We start from the raw sequence: 15,500 nt of genomic DNA, 5'->3' as shown, positions 1-15,500 counted from the left end.
GTTCCGGCGCTTGTCACCGCAACGTCGGGTCGCCCCAGACGACGTATCCGTCGTCGCTGCACATGCCCATCTCCCCGTCGATGTAGACGAAACCGATCTTGAGCTGGAGAACGTCGTCGATGGGGATGCTTACCGGGATGGATTGTCCGACGGACAGGTTGCCGGAGTTGTAGATGGGTGTGTCTCGGTCGAAGATCTCGACCTGCACGACGGAGGCGCTTTCGGTGTCGTCGCGCAACCCGATTGTGGTGTCCAACGTGGTCCAGTCGCGACCGATGTCGTAGACGTACTTACCGGACTTTCGGCAGCCCCCGAAGTTCGTGTAGACGGAATGTGGATACGTCTCACCGTTGATGTCGGCGGATCCGTTGCGCGGATTGCCCTCGATCGGGTCGAGGTCTTCGAGATACACCTGCGCCGCTGGGCGAGGTGTGGCGCTGGTGGTGGTCGTCGGTGGCGAGACAGGCGGTACTACTGGTTCCGCAGACGTGGGACTTTCGGCGGTCGACGCGGAGTCGTCCTTGTCCCTGTTCACGTAGACGAGCGCGCCCGCCCCGATCGCCGCGGCCCCGATGGCGGCCACAACAGGAATGACGATGGATGCGGTGAACCATTGCCTTTTGGTCGGTTTGTGTTCTGTCCCCCCGGAATTCATGGCTCATGTTAACCGGACCGCACGGGGATGCACGGTCTGCGGAATCGGTGACGTGCACGGTTGCCCCCAACTGTGGATCGGACGTGGTCCTCATGTGGATGTCCGAGAGTTCCCAGGCCGCTCCGCTCGATCTCAGGCACCCACAATCGGGTCCGAGACCCACAACCGGGGACAACCGCCGGCCGCGCACCTGTGGCGCGCGAAATCGGAACTCGCGGCGCTCGTCCTGAGCGTCTTTGCTGGTGACCCACTTCGCAGGCTCGGCGAGCCACCAGCGTGCTCCTGGCGGAGCAAGCTATAACTTAGGTGCCCTAAGTGTGGATTTCCTGACGGAAATCTGACACGCTGATCGCGTGGTCCCCAGGTCTGGGGTCGCTGCGCTGGGCCGATGTGAGATGCGAACGGGAGGAGCGGGTGATGGCAGAACGCAAAGCTGGGTGGCTGCGCACCCGTCAGTCGAACGTCGTCGGGGGCCGTGAGTACAGGCACGTGGTGAAGCTGACGGCCGAGCAGGAGATGGCGGTCCAGGCTGCTGCCCGAGTGCAGGGTGTGACGGTGGCCCGGCTGTTGATCGACTCCGCTCTCAAAGCCCCGCGCTCGACGGTCTCGCGTGAGGATCTGACGGAGTTGTTCGCGGCGACGAAGCTCATTGCGGCGGTGGGCCGCAATCTCAATCAGCTGGCCAAGGTGGCGAATGCAACGGGTGAGTTGCCTCCGGAGACGGCGGCGGCGATTGCGGCGGTGCGGCGCGTGTTCGATCGACTCGAACGGTTGCCCCGGGATCTGGTCGGGCGTTGATACCGAACATCACTCGGGGCGCGAAGATGACCGGTCTGGTGGTGTATCTCGCCGGTCCGGGTAAGTCGAACGAGCACGAGAATCCGCACATCGTCACCGGCCACGAAGCCATCGTCTATGGGGCACCAGCGGGGGAGCTGTCGCACGAAGATGCCATCGAGTTGGCCGGAAAGCTCGATACTGCGCGGGTGGTGTTCGGGACCGAGGTGTCGGTGACGAGCCGACGGAAGATGAACGCTGCCATCGACGACGGAGTGCCGCGGTCGGTGGCGTTGGCCGACGCGACATCGGATCAGAACGTGTGGCACTGCTCCCTCTCGCTCAACCCCGATGAGGGCGAGCTGTCGGACGAGAAGTGGGCGACGATCGCGGCCGACTTCATGAAGGAAATGGACTTCGACGACGCGGACTCACCGCGCGCCCCGGCTCGCTGGGTGGCGATCCGCCACGGCAAGACCACAGCCGGCGGCGACCACATCCACATCGCGGCATCCGCTGTCCGCGAGGACGGAACGAAGGTCAACACATTCAACGACTTCAAGCGCGCACAGGCGGCGTGCAACGTCCTCGAACGGCGACACAATCTGGTGGTGCTGGCCTCACGGGAAGCCGAGCGCGGCACGCGGGGAATCAAACCGGCCGAAGCGGCGCGAGCGCGACGGGCCTGTGCACCGGAAACTGCGCGCGAGTCGATGGAGCGGACGGTGCGGGCCTGCGCGACCGCATCGAAGACCGAAGCCGAGTTTGTCCGCCGGCTACGCGAACACAAGCTTCTGGTGCGCCCCCGCTACGACAAGGGTTCGGCCGGCGAGGTGGTCGGCTATTCCGTGGCCACGACACCGACACCCGCCGACCGCGCGAACGGCAGCAAACCGGTTTGGTACGGCGGCGGACGCCTGTCGAAAGACCTCACCCTGCCGCGGTTGCGGGACGAATGGGACCAGAGCGAGGACGCCCGTACAGCGGCTGCAGCCGAGTGGAAGGCCACGCGTCGCGGGACAGCGGTCACCGTCACCGACGGGCGCGAACGCGCGCCGATCGACCCGAAGCTGGTCGCCCTTGCCGCCGACGACATCGGCAAATGGAACACCTACCTCGCGTCGATCCCAGCGACCGACACCGCGCAATGGGCACGCGCCGCCGGCCGCACCTCCGGTGTGTTCGCGGCATGGTCGGCGCGGGTGGAGACCACGCCCGGTCCCTTGGCTGCGGCGGCACGAACACTGGCCGACTCGGCGCAGATCTCGGCGCACCAACGCGCACCGGTACCGAAGAAGACGATCTCCGCCGGCGGAGCTGCGCTGATCATGCTGCAGCTCGCCACCGACGACCCGACAGCGGCGTACATGCTGCTGCTGCAACAGTTGACCAAGACAATGCAAGCGATCGCGGACGCGCACCGCGCTGTAGGAGATCTGGCGCGCGCGTCGACGGTGGAGACGTTGGCGCTAACCGAACTCGCAGCCGTACGTGCACGATTACAGCCCACGGCCGAGGCATATCAGGCGACATCACCGGTTTCGGTTGCCGAGCGCACACGGCCACTGACGGCCAGTGAGCACCGCAAGGCGTACGACGCAGAAGTCGATGCGCGCACCGACATCTCCGACGAGATCAAAGAAGTCCTCAAAGCGCGCCATGCCGACACTGTCGGGCGTCCTAACCGGTCTCACACCTTGGCCTCCCCGCAAGCTGCACCTAACCGACAATCAACGCGCCGAAACGAACCCGGTGTAGAGCGTTGACATCCAGATACGTCTGACAGCTTGTGGAGCATGTGCGCCTGCGCTGCTGTCCTTCGGCGTGGCAGCTGGCAGCGACCGCACATTCATGATCCGGTAAAGAATTAGCTTCGGACCGACCGGGGCTCAGAGTGCTTCGGGGGCAGCGATGCGTTTCTCAGACGAGTTCTCGATCTCTCGCAATGACGATGACGACTGGTTCGATCTCGAGTGCACCGAAGACACGCCGCTGTATGTCGACCCGTTCCTTGTCTTCGACGATGCTGACCCGTATTGGTCCGGCACACATGACCAGTTGACAGACTTCTTCGGACTTGCTGTCAGGTACGTAGCACGAGCCGGCGGAGACAAGAACTCGCCAGCATGGCGCAAGGCCGAGCGCATGCTTCGCTTCCCCGAACCGAAAGAGTTCGCGCTCGGCCTGTCGATGGGGCACCCAGAAGGATCGGGCACCGGCAGAGACTTCGCCCGGCGCATGGCCGAAGCACTCGACATCCTGAACTCACACGCGATCGGCACAGTCGATTACGTCGAGGCCTTCGCTCTGTTCTGCGATGGAATGGGCGTGGACCGGATCAGCGATGCGTTCTGCAACATCGTCAAAGCCAAGTTCATCGACTACACCAGTCAGATCGTCACTCGGCACACGATTCCGACGACTGACGTCATGGTCAAGCACGCTTCTTGGACCAAAGAAGGGCGATGGAACGACCGGCGACTTGCGCTGCCCAAGAGCCCCGCCGTCAGTGGCGGACTTCTTCTGGTTCCAGAACGTTTCCTGAAAGACATCCCTCGTGTGACAGCGGACGGCTTCTGGGGATGGGCCGAGGCCACCGAGGCCGACGTATTGCGAGATGATCTGAATTACGACCTGGAGGAGTCTCTGACAAAACAGGCGAAGACCGCGCGCGGTCATGCTGTCGCCCGAGCTCGGCCGGACATTGCTTTGCGCTACCTGGAAACCCTCGAAAACGAAGAACTTCTGCCGTACGACGTGCAACGGGATCCCAAACTGTTGGTCGGCTGGGCTGAGGCCGGTCGCCAGGCTGCAGCGGGGGCGAGTTCGAGCGTGTCGCAGCCGAAGTCTCAGTCCGACTTTATGGACTGGGTCAAGGATCTTGCCGATGAGTTCAGGACGGCAGTCGAAGACACCGACCTGTGGAAGGCTCTGTGGAACGACGACCTGACCAAGCACCGCGACGAGAAAATTGTCCAAGCAATTGCTGGAGCTATGTGGGTGCAGCAGTGCAAAGCCGCCGACGTCGATATCAGCAAGGAACCCAACATGGGCCGAGGGCCGGTCGACTTCAAATTTTCGGCCGGTTGGACCAAACGCGCTCTGATCGAAGTGAAGTTCATCGCAAGCACCAAGTTCTTCCAAGGCCGGGAAAAACAGCTACCGCAGTATCTCAAGACGGAGCAAATTTCTGGCGGCTACTACCTGTGTGTCGGATTCACCGACCAAGATTTTTCCACCGCTCGCATCGACAAGGTCAAGGACACTTGCAGGACTCTGAGCGACCAGAAAGGCGTCACGATGAAGCCGCTGTTTGTCGATGCCCGCCACGACAACAAACCATCCGCCTCGAAGATCAAGTAAGGAGACCAGAGATGGCCAGGTTCGAGGTCCTGTACAACAGCAACAGACGAGACTTCGACAAAGTGATCGAGGCCGATTCGTACAAGGTAGACGCCAAGTTCTTCACCTTCGTCAAAGACAAAGAAGTGATTCGTTCGCTCAAGGTTGACGTCGTACTTCAGATTCGCCGCATGGACGACGACGAACAAGAAGACGACAACGGCCAAGGCAATCCACCGAGTTTGTAGTTGCTGTGCGCGTGCAACCCGCTAGAGAGGATTGATTGTGGACGCGTCGTCAGTGGCCTTGCTCATCTCGGCTCTCTCGCTCGTACTGGCGGGGCTCTCCCTGGGGTGGCAGATAGCGCAGTGGTTGCTCTCTGCCGGAAGGCCAAAGGCTTCCCTGATGCACGGGCTGTCGGACGGAGCTCAAGCTTGGGTGGGCCCTGTTCGGAAAGACGGCACAGGATTCGACACGACAAGCTTGCAGCGACAGGGCGTGACCGGGTCACCTGTAGTGGGTGTTCAGGTCACGAATCACGGGCGAGCACCGGTCGTCGTGGAGACGGTCGCGATGCTTTCACGCGGTGGGTCCGCGCGATTCGTACCGATTGGAGAACGGATCGGACCTGACCTTCCGCTGACGTTGCAGCCCGGCTCCAACGCCAGCTGGTATCTGTCCGCCGAACACGCCGAGCTCCTTGTCAGAAGCTCGCGCGAAGTCCTGCACGAGAGAGTGTCCGGTGTCTACATGACAGCGCAACTAGCAACAGGTAAAACCGTAGAGACGCCACGGACACTCCGGATTCGGTGACGTCGTTCTGAACGACCGTTCTGGCGGGGGACCGAGGGGTCGATGAATCTTGCTGTGGCACGCGAGCCAACGTAATTCACGAAGTAGGCCTGTTTCAGGGACGTCTCGGTTTCGAGAAGGCCATAGTCCTGCTTGAGGAGGGGTGCGAAGAGTTCTCCAATATCACAGGACTGAGCCAACTTCGGTACCCAGCCAACAGAATCTCTGCGATTTACGAAGACCTCCGTCAAGTCCTGGAACGCGAAGGTCTGCTCTGAAGGAACGTCACTAGGATCATCCGGTGGGATTCGACAGGGCCAAAGGTGACATCGTCGCGGAGGCGTACAGACGGACGTCAGGTCAGGTCGCCTACCTCGACGAGTCCTACCAGGCACCGGATCCCACAGTGACGATGTCCAACACCTTCTACATCTTCACTGCAGTGATCGTCCACAAAGACGCCATGGGGGAGCTCAGGCGCGATCTCGGCGACATCGTGGACGGAACGTGGTGGCACACCACAGACGCGTTGCTCGAAGAGGACGGCCGCGTGAAAACCCGCCGGATGCTCGAATACTTGGGGGAAGGATTCGAGGCGTGCGTCATTGCGCACAAAGTCCCTGTCGACAAGGACGATCACGACGCCGAAGAGGCTCGGCGGGCGTGCTATCGCGCGTTGGCGATCGAACTTGCTGCCGGAGCCACCGGCCGGTGGGAGCCAGTGGAACTCCTGGTGCTAGAAGAGCGCAACCAGATGAACTTCCGCAACAAGGACAGGCTCAACCACAAAGAGTTGGTCGCCGAGAAGAAGGTCCCCCGTAACACCCGCCTTCTGCAGACTTCGCCAAGATTCGAGCGCCTGCTCTGGCTACCCGACGTCGTCTCTGCGGCCTACCGGCGCACTCTCACCCACAGCGATGAGACGAGCACGATGTTCGACCTAATCAAGAAGCAAGTGCACTTCGTCGACGTGACCGACTGATCGGTTCCAGCGCTTGGCGAACTGGGTCCAGATACAGAGCAGCCCCCGGCTGCCGTAGCTACACCGAGGGCCAGACCAACTGTCGAGGCACTACACCTAGAGGGTTGATTCCTTGCTCATAAGCATATTAACACTGTGCCGCTAGCTTTTCATCCCGCCGGGCGGACATGACGTTGTTGCAGGTGGCGACTTGCGAGCGAGCCGTGGTCAGCGATCTCCGCGTTCGGTACTGACTTCGACACCGGCGCTGCGGTCGCCCTTGCGGGCCTTCGGCGATGAAGACGCGCCTGCGACAGGAGCGCCGATCGGGTGGGCGTTGTCGCGATCAGCGGCGAGCCGGGCTGCGATCGCATCCGGATCGACGCCGGCAGCTGTCAGCGTCGCCGTCAGTGCGTCGCGGCGTTCCTTCGAGTCGTACTTGAACGGGACTGCAGGCGGCGCTAACGCTGATATGACATCGACGCGGGGACGTCCTGCGGTCGTCCATTCCCCGATCAGTTCCGTTCTGGCAGTGAGGTAGTCCTCGCGGTTCGCTGATGCCTCGCTCTGCGCGAACTGGGCTGCAAGTGCGGGCGCGTGGTCGGCGGCCCATCCTTTCGATTGTGCTACTTCCCAGCCGGTGATGATGGTTTCGCGGGCAGCGTCCTGGCGGCGGCCGACCGTGTCGACGTAGCGTTCGGCGTCGCGCGGTACAGCCTGTTTGGCCCACTCCAACGCGTCCGCGAATTCCTGCTGTTCGCGAGGTGAGGGTGCGGGCTCTTGCGCGCTTTGCGCCGTAGCTTCGCTCGTCTGGCGGCGGTCGGCCGACTTGTCGATCGCGTCGGTCTGTGCGATTGCAGCGGCGGCGTCGACTCGCTCTCGGGTGCCTTTGTCGTCGGCGCGTTCCTTGTCGCGTTCGGCATTGACGCTGCTGATGCGGGCTGCGAGGTCGTCAGGTAGGCCGGCGAACGGTCGGGCATCGATGCCGTAGCGCCGGGAGATCTGATCTTGCATGTGGGCGATGCCGTAGGCGCTGCCGTTGTGGATGAACTGGTCGTGGATTTCCGCGATCTGGTGCTCGGCGGCCATCTCCCACCACCAGTCCTCGTAGGCGAGATGCAGCGGTGGGATTGGGCGGTTCAAGCCGGCGGCGTCGGGGTCGGTGCAGAAGTACTCGGGCGTCCAGTCGCCAGTTTCTTTGTCCCGGGCGAGGTAGACCGCCCAGTGAGCGGGTGCGGTGTCGATGGTCTCTTGATCGACGTTCTCACCGCTGGCTTGCCGGAGGTCCCAGGTGGGAATGAATCCTCGGCCGGCGGGACGGTCCTCGACGATGGTGAAGCCGCGCTCGGTGTACGGCTCCGTTGCCTTCTCGCGGGCGATGCGTTCGTTCATCACCGCTTCGACCTTGTCCGCGACGGCTGCAGGGTCGACTCCGAGCTTGCTGGTGTCGATTCCGTGCCGCTGCGTCAGCTGCTCGTCGAGGCGGGTGAGGGTGTCGGCGGCGAGCGGTGATTGGTCCTTCCAGGCGTACGCGGTGCGGTAGGTGTTCGCAAGGATCTCCGGGGTTGCAGCGGTCCACCAGCGCGGTGAATGAACCGGACGTAGTTGCGCCTCAGCGGAGGCTTGTTCGGCCCGTAGGCGGGCAGTGAGGGCGGCGGCGCGCTGCTCGCTGTCCTGTTGCGCCTGGCGGAGTCGGTTCTCGCGTCGACGTGCGATGTCCTGGCCGGCGAGCATGGCGACCTGCAGGGTGGTGCGGAGGGCGCGGGCGAGGTCGTCGGTGAGGGCGTCGGTGGGGTGAGTCATCGGTGTTCGTCTCCTTCGGATGCGGCGGGTACGAGCTCAGGTGCGGGGGCGGCGGTTCGCGGATCTGCGGGTGTTCCGAACAGGGCCGGGTCGGGTGGATCTGCGGGCAGCGGCGGCAGGGACGTCTTGTGTCCGTGTTTGACGCTGCAGGCGGAGAACGGGCCCTGAGGGTCGAACAGCTTGCTCATGTGGTGGTCGGCGTGATCTCTCCACCACACGCTCATCCCGGTGTTCGGGTCTTGCCTCAGGTGCTCCCACGCTCGCCAGAGAGCGTCGAGACGGCGGTACGCCTCACCGTGCGCCCACCACTGCGGGCACCATTTTTTGCTGTTGCCGTCGACCACCTCGCGGCGATAGTGCGGCCGGATCATCTCGTCGACGAAGTCGAGCAGGGTCTCGTACACCGGCTTTGCTTCGGCGTTGTCGGCGTCCGCTTCGGCTCGACGTGCTGCTTCCTCGAGGTGGGCCGCCAGTGCGCGTGCCGTGGCGGTCTGCATCCGTTCGTACAGCTCGGGTGTCAGGGCTTCCTCGAACTGCGCCTCCGCGATGGCGGCGAGTTCTTTGCTGATGCGTCTGTTCACGCTGTGCTCGACCAACGCTTGCAGACTCTGTGGTAGCTCGTCTGCCGTCGCGTATTCTGTTGCGTCGCCGACTGTCTCGTTGCCCGGACCGAACGGCGGGGCATCTTCGAACGCTGGAAGGTCGTCGTAGGGCGGGGGTTCGTCGGGTGAGGGGATCTCGCTCAGCGGATCGAAGTCGGGATCGTCGTCGCTCATAGCGGCGTGGCTTCGGTTCCGCTGAACTCGGGTGTTTTGTCGAGTCGGACGGTGCGGGCTCGGTCGTCGGCGGCCTGGTTGGCTCGCTCCTGCGCGGCGGCCACGGCGTCGGCGTACGGGCCGTCGCTCCACTGCACCGTCTTGATCAATACCGGCAGGTTGCCCGACGAGCGGACCAGGGCGCGGCCGCGGGGGAGGGCTTCGAGGGCGTCTTCGGTCAGGGTGCGCACCTTGGTGCGCTGCCGCGATTGCGACCCACCGCCTCGTCCGGACGAAACCGATCCGGAGAGTTCGTAGTGATCGCCCACGGCAGTGGACATGTTGCGCAGGAACGGTCCGTCGTCGACGGCGACACCGCCGCCGTAGACCTTCACGTTCGCGGCCGACCACAGCGCTTTCATGCCGTCCTCGCCCCAGCAGCGCACCCCCTGCGACCACGACTGCAGGATGGACATGATGATGATGCCGCGCGAGCCGAAGTGGCTGTAGAGGCCGGGAAGCTCCTGCCAGCGAACGACATTGGCGACCTCGTCCAGGGCGAACAGGACCGGTGTCCGCAGACGCCCGCCCTCGATCTCGCTGGCGTAGTCGAGTATCTCGTCACACACCGCGACGGTGAGGGCGGTGACCAGCGGCCCGACCGACCCGACGCCTTCCTTGGACAGGCTGTAGAGGGTGTCGGTCTGCGACCGTGCGAACGTGGCCGGGTCGAACTCGGGCCGGGTATCGCCCGGTCCGGTCCGCTCGATCCAGGGATGCACCGAGCTGAGCTTGAGGCAGTTGATCATCTTCTTGGCGGTGGTGAATACGCCGCTGCGTTGCTTCGGGGTGGCGTTGTAGTGGGCGGAGAGGCCGTCTGCCATCAGGGAGTAGCCGCCCTCGCGGAGCAGCTGGATCGGTTCGAGGTTCTGCTCGTCGGTCACCCACCGGTACACCTGTGTGATGCCGTAGCGGGAGGTTGCTGCAGCGAGGATCAGTGACGCGAGCAGGTCCTCACCTTCGGGGTCGAAGAACGGGTCCTTGCTGGCAGCTTGCCCGTCCGCGCCGACGGCGAACTGCTTGGCCAGTGCCGCGGCTTTGCGTTCGTGCACCGATACGTCGCTGAGTACATCGTCGATGTCGTCCGTCGCGGCCGTGGTCGCGGTAGCCGATCGCACCCAGGACAGCGGATCCCAGAACCACGTCGGGGGCTCGTGCGCCACCCGCTGAGGATCGAAGATGCGGACGGTGCCGATCTCGGAACGGTACGCACGGGTGATGTCGACGACGTCGCGTTTGTTGCTGGTGGTCAACACCGATCCGATCGCGGCGAGGATCGCTGGAATGACCCGGGAGGTGGTCTTACCGGTACGCGGGCCCCAGATGTCGACGTGCGTGGATTCGATATCGGCGTACAGCCTGGCGTTCGTTCCAACCATGACACCGAGCGGCACCCCTGGAGGGCAACCCTTCTCGATCGAGGTTCCGAGCCTGCCTGCTGCTGCGCGGCATGACTTTTCGGTCAACGACCGGACATCCTTCATGGAGGCGAGATATTTGGCGGCGTCATCGACGCGGCTGCGGCCGGCCCGGCGACGGGCGAGGCCGACCGCCACCGCCCCGAGCAACACCAGCAGCAGGAGTGCGAAGAACACTGCGACGATGGTGGCACCGGTCGGCCACACCAGATCACCGGTGTAGAGCTGGGAGACGACGTCGGCAGGGTTGGCCGGCACATTCTGTTCGGTATCGGACAGAGCGCTACCCAGATGCAGAGAGATCGACGCTCCTCCGCCGACGAGTACTGCAGCACTGGCAATTCCGCCGAGCAGCCACGTGGCGGCTGTGTCGTTCGTGGGATCTTTGACGTCGTTGTTCACGCTGGTTCTCCTAGGGTGGGTGTGGCGGATCAGGTTGTGCGGTAGCGGAAGTCGGACAGTTTCCACCCGTTTGGGGTGGTGATGACGGTGGCGCGCCACGGTTCGGTGGGTCGCTGTGTCGAGGAGCCGTCGGCGTGGAGGACTCGTTGGCGGCATTCGAGGTCGACGATGACCGTGCGCATTCCGGCCGGCGGGGCGGTGGCACCCTCGACGGGCCAGCAGGTGGCGGTGAGGGAATCTTTCGAGCGTGCCCAGGCGTCCCACTCCTTGTCCGGACGTAGCTCGGTTGTGCTCTGTGGTGCATCGAGGGTGTCGATCAGGGGTGTGGTGATCCACGGCCGTGCGCGGGCGAGCGCGGCGGCCTTGCTGTCGTCGACGGCTGGTTGCCAGGACAGAATGGCGTTCATCGCTGTCGTCGCGGCACCGGGGGCGTCGAGGCCGGAGGGGTCGAGTGGGTCGATCTGAACGTGGGCGTCGGTGCCTTCGGGGATCGGATCGGGATCGGGTGATCCACCGCAGCCCGCGACAGCGAGTACCGCGGCGATGGCCGCAGCGAGCAGGAGTCGTCGACGATGGACCAGTGCGGTGCGAGCGTTGGAGTGGGCGTTCATGAGTTCTGCTTCCTGTACTTGGCTTCACCGGCGATGATCTTGTCGGCGTACGGGCGGGTCTGAACGACGTAATCGGTGGAACCGGTGGGGAATCCGCCCGAGGACAGCACGGCTCCCTCGCCGGCGTTGTAGCCGGCGAGATACAGCTCGGTCGGACCGTTCGGCGCGGCCACACGTCCGTCCGCGATCCCGGCATCGATGGCCTTGGCGATATCGCACATGTACTGGCCCTGGGCCATGACCGCGTCTCCGATGGAGTTGATGTCGACCCGTCCGTCGCCGTCGTAGTCCTTGCCGTAACTGGCCCAGGTGCCCGGCATGAATTGCGCGGGCCCACCGGCACCGGTGGAGGACACGGGAGCGTTTGCGCCGTAGGCGAATCCGTTCTCGGCGTCGAGCTGAGCGGTGATGAGCGAGGGCTTGATCTGCGGGCAGATCCCGCCTGCTTTGCGGATCCACTGCTCGAACTCGGGTGGGACCGATCCGTCGGCGAGATCTTCACCGAGGCCTCCGCCGGCGACGGTGCAGCCCGGGCTCGTGGCCGCAGCGTTCGATCCCGCCCCGCCGCCGGGTAGCTGTCCCCAGACCGCGGCTGCGTCGTCGAAGCCGGAGGCGTCGACGGTGATGTGGACGTGATTCATATGGTTCTCGTTGTCCGAACCGCGGTCCTCCATCAGTGAGGGCTCCTGGCCGGGGAAATGGATGGTCTGACGCCAGATCGCGTACTCGAGGTGGAAGAAGTCCGCGTTGGCCACGACGTAATCGAGGACCTCGTTGCCGAGCGCGACGCCTTCGCCGGAGGAGTAGTTCGGGATCATCGCGTCGACGGCGCGGCCTTCGGGGTGATCGGTGGCCGCTCCGCCGTTCGCTCGCCACCCGCCGAGCGAGTCGAGCCGGTCCCCGAACTTCATACCCAGGGCGCGTATCAACCGTTTCGTGCCGACCTGCAAATTCGCTTCCGAGCCCATCGACGCCGGTGTCGGGGCCGAGAGGTCACCACCGCCTGCGGTAGCGCCGGCCAGCTGGTCGACCGGGGCAGCAGGAGCAGCAGGGGCGGCCGGTGCCGGACTCGGCGCAGCGGGAGCCTGCCCCGGTGCGGGAGCGGCTTCGTACTGGGCGAGGGGGTCGATGGCCTGCCCGCCGGCGTGGCCACCGTCCCAGATCTCGAAATGCAGGTGCGGGCCGGTCGACTCACCCCGGTTACCGAGGGTGGCGATGAGCTGCCCGGCGCGCACGGGTTGGCCGGCGGCGACGGTGAAGGTGTCGATGTGGCCGTAGACGGTGGAGATGGTCTTGCCGTCGATGACGTGGTCGAGCACGACCCACTGCCCGAAGCCGGACGCGTTCCCGGCGGCGTTGACCGTTCCGTCGGCTGCGGCGTAGATAGGGGTTCCGATCGGTCCGGCGAGGTCGATGCCTTGATGCTGGGCACCCCAGCGAGTACCGAAACCGCTGGTGAACGTCACTTGGGCGGGGTCGACGGGTTTGATGAACGACCCGGGCGCGGCAAGGAGGTTGCCCTGCGTCTGTCCGGTCGCTCTGCTGCCGGGCATGCAATCGAGTGCCCCGATCGCGGCCTGGTCCTCTTCGTCCTGAGCGAGGAAGGCCATCATCACGACCAGGCTCATCATCACCGCCACGACGGCCGCGAGCACACCCATCACGGCCGACGAGGAAGAGGAAGAGGACGACGACGCCATCAGCTGGTCGCCGTCCCGAACATCGACCCGCTGGTGCGTTGAGCGGCGAGCCGGTGGTTGAGCTCGGCTGCGGCTTCGAGGGCGCGGCGCAGCTCGAGGACCTGCTCGAAATCGGCGCGCGGGCGCCGACCGGAGTCGTTCACCCAACCGCGCACCGTCGTTTCGGCGACGTCGAGATGCTGAGCGACGACCTTGCAGGCCGCCGTGAACGATGTTCCCTTCTCAATCGCACCGCACACGGTGCCGATAGCGGCGTCGCGGGTGGCGTCGTCGACGATCCGGTACTTGCGGCGCTCACCTCCACCGAACGCAGTCATCGGGTCACCGCCGCGCGTCGCTGCTCTTCGGCGGCCGCGTCGAGCCGCTCATCGGTGTCGTGGATTCCCGACTTCTTCTCGGCCGGGGTCACCCACACCCGGAACGGGACACCGGGGCGGCCGCCTTCACCCAGCTTGAGCAGAAAGTGCCCCATCCCGGAGGGTGGCTGCTTGACCGCTTCGAGTGGTTCAGCAATGCGGTCGGTGGCCTGCGCCTGGAAGTACGCGTCCTGTTGCGGGTCGACGGCGTCGCAGTACCGCGCTTCGCTGTCCTGGTGGACCCATTCCGGTGTCTGGGTGCCTGCGAGGTAGAGCAGCGACCGTGAGCAGTGCTTGCAGCGAATCCGCGCCGCGGTCATCGCGGTCGCGGCCGAACCCAGGTCGGCCGAGTCCGACCAGTTGGTGAGCATCGTCTTCTCCCGCTCGGAGAACTGCATGACCTCCGAGAGGCGGGCGACTTCGCTGCGGGGGATGGGGCCGATGATGCGGGCGCGGGAGCGTTCGAAGAATCCGGAGGCACCGACTTTTTCGAGGTCGGCTACCGAGTGGGTGACCGCGATGACGCCGACGCCTTTGGTGCGCTGTAGGCGTTGGACGCCGTCGAGGCGGTCGACCATCGTCGGACCGCACGAGAGGACCTGCCAGAGCTCGTCCATGAGGATCGAGAACGCCAGGTGTGGGCCGTTGCCGCTGGTGGCGCGTAGGTGCGCGGCGTCGACGGCGGCGAAGCACTCCGACCAGCCCGAGACGAGCACGGCGGCACGCATCAGGGAGTCGCCTTCGGGGACGGCGGACATGTCCAGGCAGGTCGAGGGGTTGTCGATGTCGATCCGGACGGTGGTGTTCGAGTCGAACGTTTCCCCGAACCGGCCTTTGGTGAGCGCGCGCAGGGTCCGGAGCAGTGGTTTGACCTGCCCGCGGTACTCCTCGGGGGTGTCTGCGACGACGTCGTTCTGTAGTTCCTCGGGGCAGCTGTCGACGAGGTCGAGCAGGTCCGACAGGCGGGCGGGCCGCTCGACGTCGTGTCCGCGGCCGCCGTCGGAGACGGGTGTGTAGAGCAAGCGGATACCGGAGTCGATGACTGCTTCTTCGTAGTCCTGCAACGGACTTCGGCGGACGATCTCGCACAGTGCCAGTACGAGGTTGACCTGACGGAAGTGCAGAGCGAACTCGTAGCGTCGTCGCAGGTCCGGGTCGATGGTGACGTACCGGGCCAGGGCGACTCCGATCGGGCCGGGATCGAGGGGGTTCAACGATCCTGTGCCGTAACCGACTTCGTTGACACCGGTGGTGCAGACCGCTTCGGTGAGCTTGCGTCCGTCGGGCTTGACGTCGCCGGGCCACATCACCCGGATACCGGCGGCGATGTCTCCCAGGGCGATACGGCGCAGCAGGGTCGACTTACCGAATCCGTTGAGCGCGATGATGATGCACGCCGGGGCGGTGATCGCGCCGCGTTCTTTCGCAGCGAGCGGTGAGAAGCCGACCGGAGCGCCGGTCGACAGGTGCGGTCCCAGGATGGGTCCGAGGATCGGGGCGGAGGCACCGAAGATCCACGGATACAGCCCCGCCACCTGCTTGGTGGTGCCGCGGTACTCCACCGGCGGCAACACGATGGCCATGCGGCCGCTGCTCGCGCCTTTGAATCCACGTGCGTCGGATTCGGTGAACCGCGCCGCGTCGGTGCCGTCACCGAGCAGTGCCAGGTCGCGATCACGGTTGCGGCGATGGTTCGCGTCACGGTTGAGGCGGGCACGCAGCCAGAAGGCGGTGATACCGGTCGCGGCCGCGCACCGCCGTTCGAGCGCGGTCCGCTCGTCGTCGGACATGACCTTGTATTTGTCGACGCGGGTCGATGCGGGCTTGGGCGGTCGGGCGTGGGTGGTGGGCACCGGGTGGTCCTCTCG

Annotated in this window: 14 protein-coding genes; 6 read left to right on the top strand and 8 right to left on the bottom strand. The window is 64.8% G+C overall.

The window, feature by feature from the left end; translation table 11 throughout:
* Positions 1–13: 13 nt before the first annotated feature.
* On the bottom strand, positions 14–655 hold the full coding sequence (locus RHODMAR_RS26345; protein ID WP_008720891.1) for an NPCBM/NEW2 domain-containing protein: 642 nt from the start codon (positions 653–655) through the stop codon (positions 14–16).
* Between the two features lie 417 nt (positions 656–1,072).
* Here RHODMAR_RS26345 and RHODMAR_RS26340 point away from each other — a divergent pair, with 417 nt between their 5' ends.
* The 6 genes from RHODMAR_RS26340 (at position 1,073) to RHODMAR_RS26315 (ending at position 6,548) form a co-directional block, all read left to right on the top strand.
* Positions 1,073–1,453 carry a plasmid mobilization protein gene (locus tag RHODMAR_RS26340; protein ID WP_008720890.1) on the top strand — a complete coding sequence of 127 codons (381 nt, stop codon included), beginning with the start codon at positions 1,073–1,075 and terminating at the stop codon, positions 1,451–1,453.
* 26 nt (positions 1,454–1,479) lie between these two features.
* Positions 1,480–3,198 (top strand): relaxase/mobilization nuclease domain-containing protein, encoded by a 1,719-nt coding sequence (locus RHODMAR_RS26335; protein WP_157226248.1) that lies wholly within the window; start codon positions 1,480–1,482, stop codon positions 3,196–3,198.
* 562 nt (positions 3,199–3,760) lie between these two features.
* On the top strand, positions 3,761–4,795 hold the full coding sequence (locus tag RHODMAR_RS26330) for a hypothetical protein (protein ID WP_157226247.1): 1,035 nt from the start codon (positions 3,761–3,763) through the stop codon (positions 4,793–4,795).
* 11 nt (positions 4,796–4,806) lie between these two features.
* Positions 4,807–5,022 (top strand): hypothetical protein, encoded by a 216-nt coding sequence (locus tag RHODMAR_RS26325; RefSeq protein ID WP_042940488.1) that lies wholly within the window; start codon positions 4,807–4,809, stop codon positions 5,020–5,022.
* Positions 5,023–5,607: 585 nt separating this feature from the next.
* On the top strand, positions 5,608–5,844 hold the full coding sequence (locus RHODMAR_RS29655; protein WP_081606126.1) for a TIR domain-containing protein: 237 nt from the start codon (positions 5,608–5,610) through the stop codon (positions 5,842–5,844).
* Positions 5,845–5,867: 23 nt separating this feature from the next.
* A complete protein-coding gene (locus RHODMAR_RS26315; RefSeq protein WP_008720886.1) occupies positions 5,868–6,548 on the top strand; it encodes a hypothetical protein in 681 nt (226 codons plus the stop codon).
* Positions 6,549–6,755: 207 nt separating this feature from the next.
* Here the strand turns inward: RHODMAR_RS26315 and RHODMAR_RS27280 are convergent, their stop codons facing one another.
* Genes RHODMAR_RS27280 through RHODMAR_RS26280 form a run of 7 tightly spaced genes read right to left on the bottom strand, consistent with a single transcriptional unit; the run spans position 6,756 to position 15,485 of the window.
* Complete coding sequence (locus RHODMAR_RS27280; protein WP_008720885.1) at positions 6,756–8,330, bottom strand: hypothetical protein; 1,575 nt, start codon at positions 8,328–8,330, stop codon at positions 6,756–6,758.
* On the bottom strand, positions 8,327–9,106 hold the full coding sequence (locus RHODMAR_RS29335) for a DUF4913 domain-containing protein (protein WP_008720884.1): 780 nt from the start codon (positions 9,104–9,106) through the stop codon (positions 8,327–8,329). Before RHODMAR_RS29335 ends, RHODMAR_RS27280 begins: the two co-directional genes overlap by 4 nt.
* Positions 9,103–10,965 (bottom strand): type IV secretory system conjugative DNA transfer family protein, encoded by a 1,863-nt coding sequence (locus RHODMAR_RS26300; RefSeq protein WP_008720883.1) that lies wholly within the window; start codon positions 10,963–10,965, stop codon positions 9,103–9,105. The genes RHODMAR_RS29335 and RHODMAR_RS26300 overlap by 4 nt, the downstream gene beginning before the upstream one ends.
* Positions 10,966–10,994: 29 nt before the next feature.
* Entirely contained in the window at positions 10,995–11,576 is a 582-nt protein-coding gene (locus RHODMAR_RS26295) for a hypothetical protein (protein ID WP_008720881.1), read from the bottom strand.
* Complete coding sequence (locus tag RHODMAR_RS26290) at positions 11,573–13,276, bottom strand: M23 family metallopeptidase (protein WP_042940486.1); 1,704 nt, start codon at positions 13,274–13,276, stop codon at positions 11,573–11,575. Before RHODMAR_RS26290 ends, RHODMAR_RS26295 begins: the two co-directional genes overlap by 4 nt.
* On the bottom strand, positions 13,276–13,593 hold the full coding sequence (locus RHODMAR_RS27275; protein ID WP_008720879.1) for a hypothetical protein: 318 nt from the start codon (positions 13,591–13,593) through the stop codon (positions 13,276–13,278). Before RHODMAR_RS27275 ends, RHODMAR_RS26290 begins: the two co-directional genes overlap by 1 nt.
* Positions 13,590–15,485: a hypothetical protein gene (locus RHODMAR_RS26280; RefSeq protein ID WP_008720876.1), complete on the bottom strand. Its 1,896-nt coding sequence runs from the start codon at positions 15,483–15,485 to the stop codon at positions 13,590–13,592. Before RHODMAR_RS26280 ends, RHODMAR_RS27275 begins: the two co-directional genes overlap by 4 nt.
* Between the last annotated feature and the right edge of the window lie 15 nt (positions 15,486–15,500).

The organism is Rhodococcus sp. AW25M09 (genome assembly GCF_000333955.1).
GTDB lineage: Bacteria > Actinomycetota > Actinomycetes > Mycobacteriales > Mycobacteriaceae > Rhodococcoides.
The sequence above is the reverse complement of the archived record's forward strand: the minus strand, read 5'-3'. Positions and strand labels throughout refer to the sequence as shown.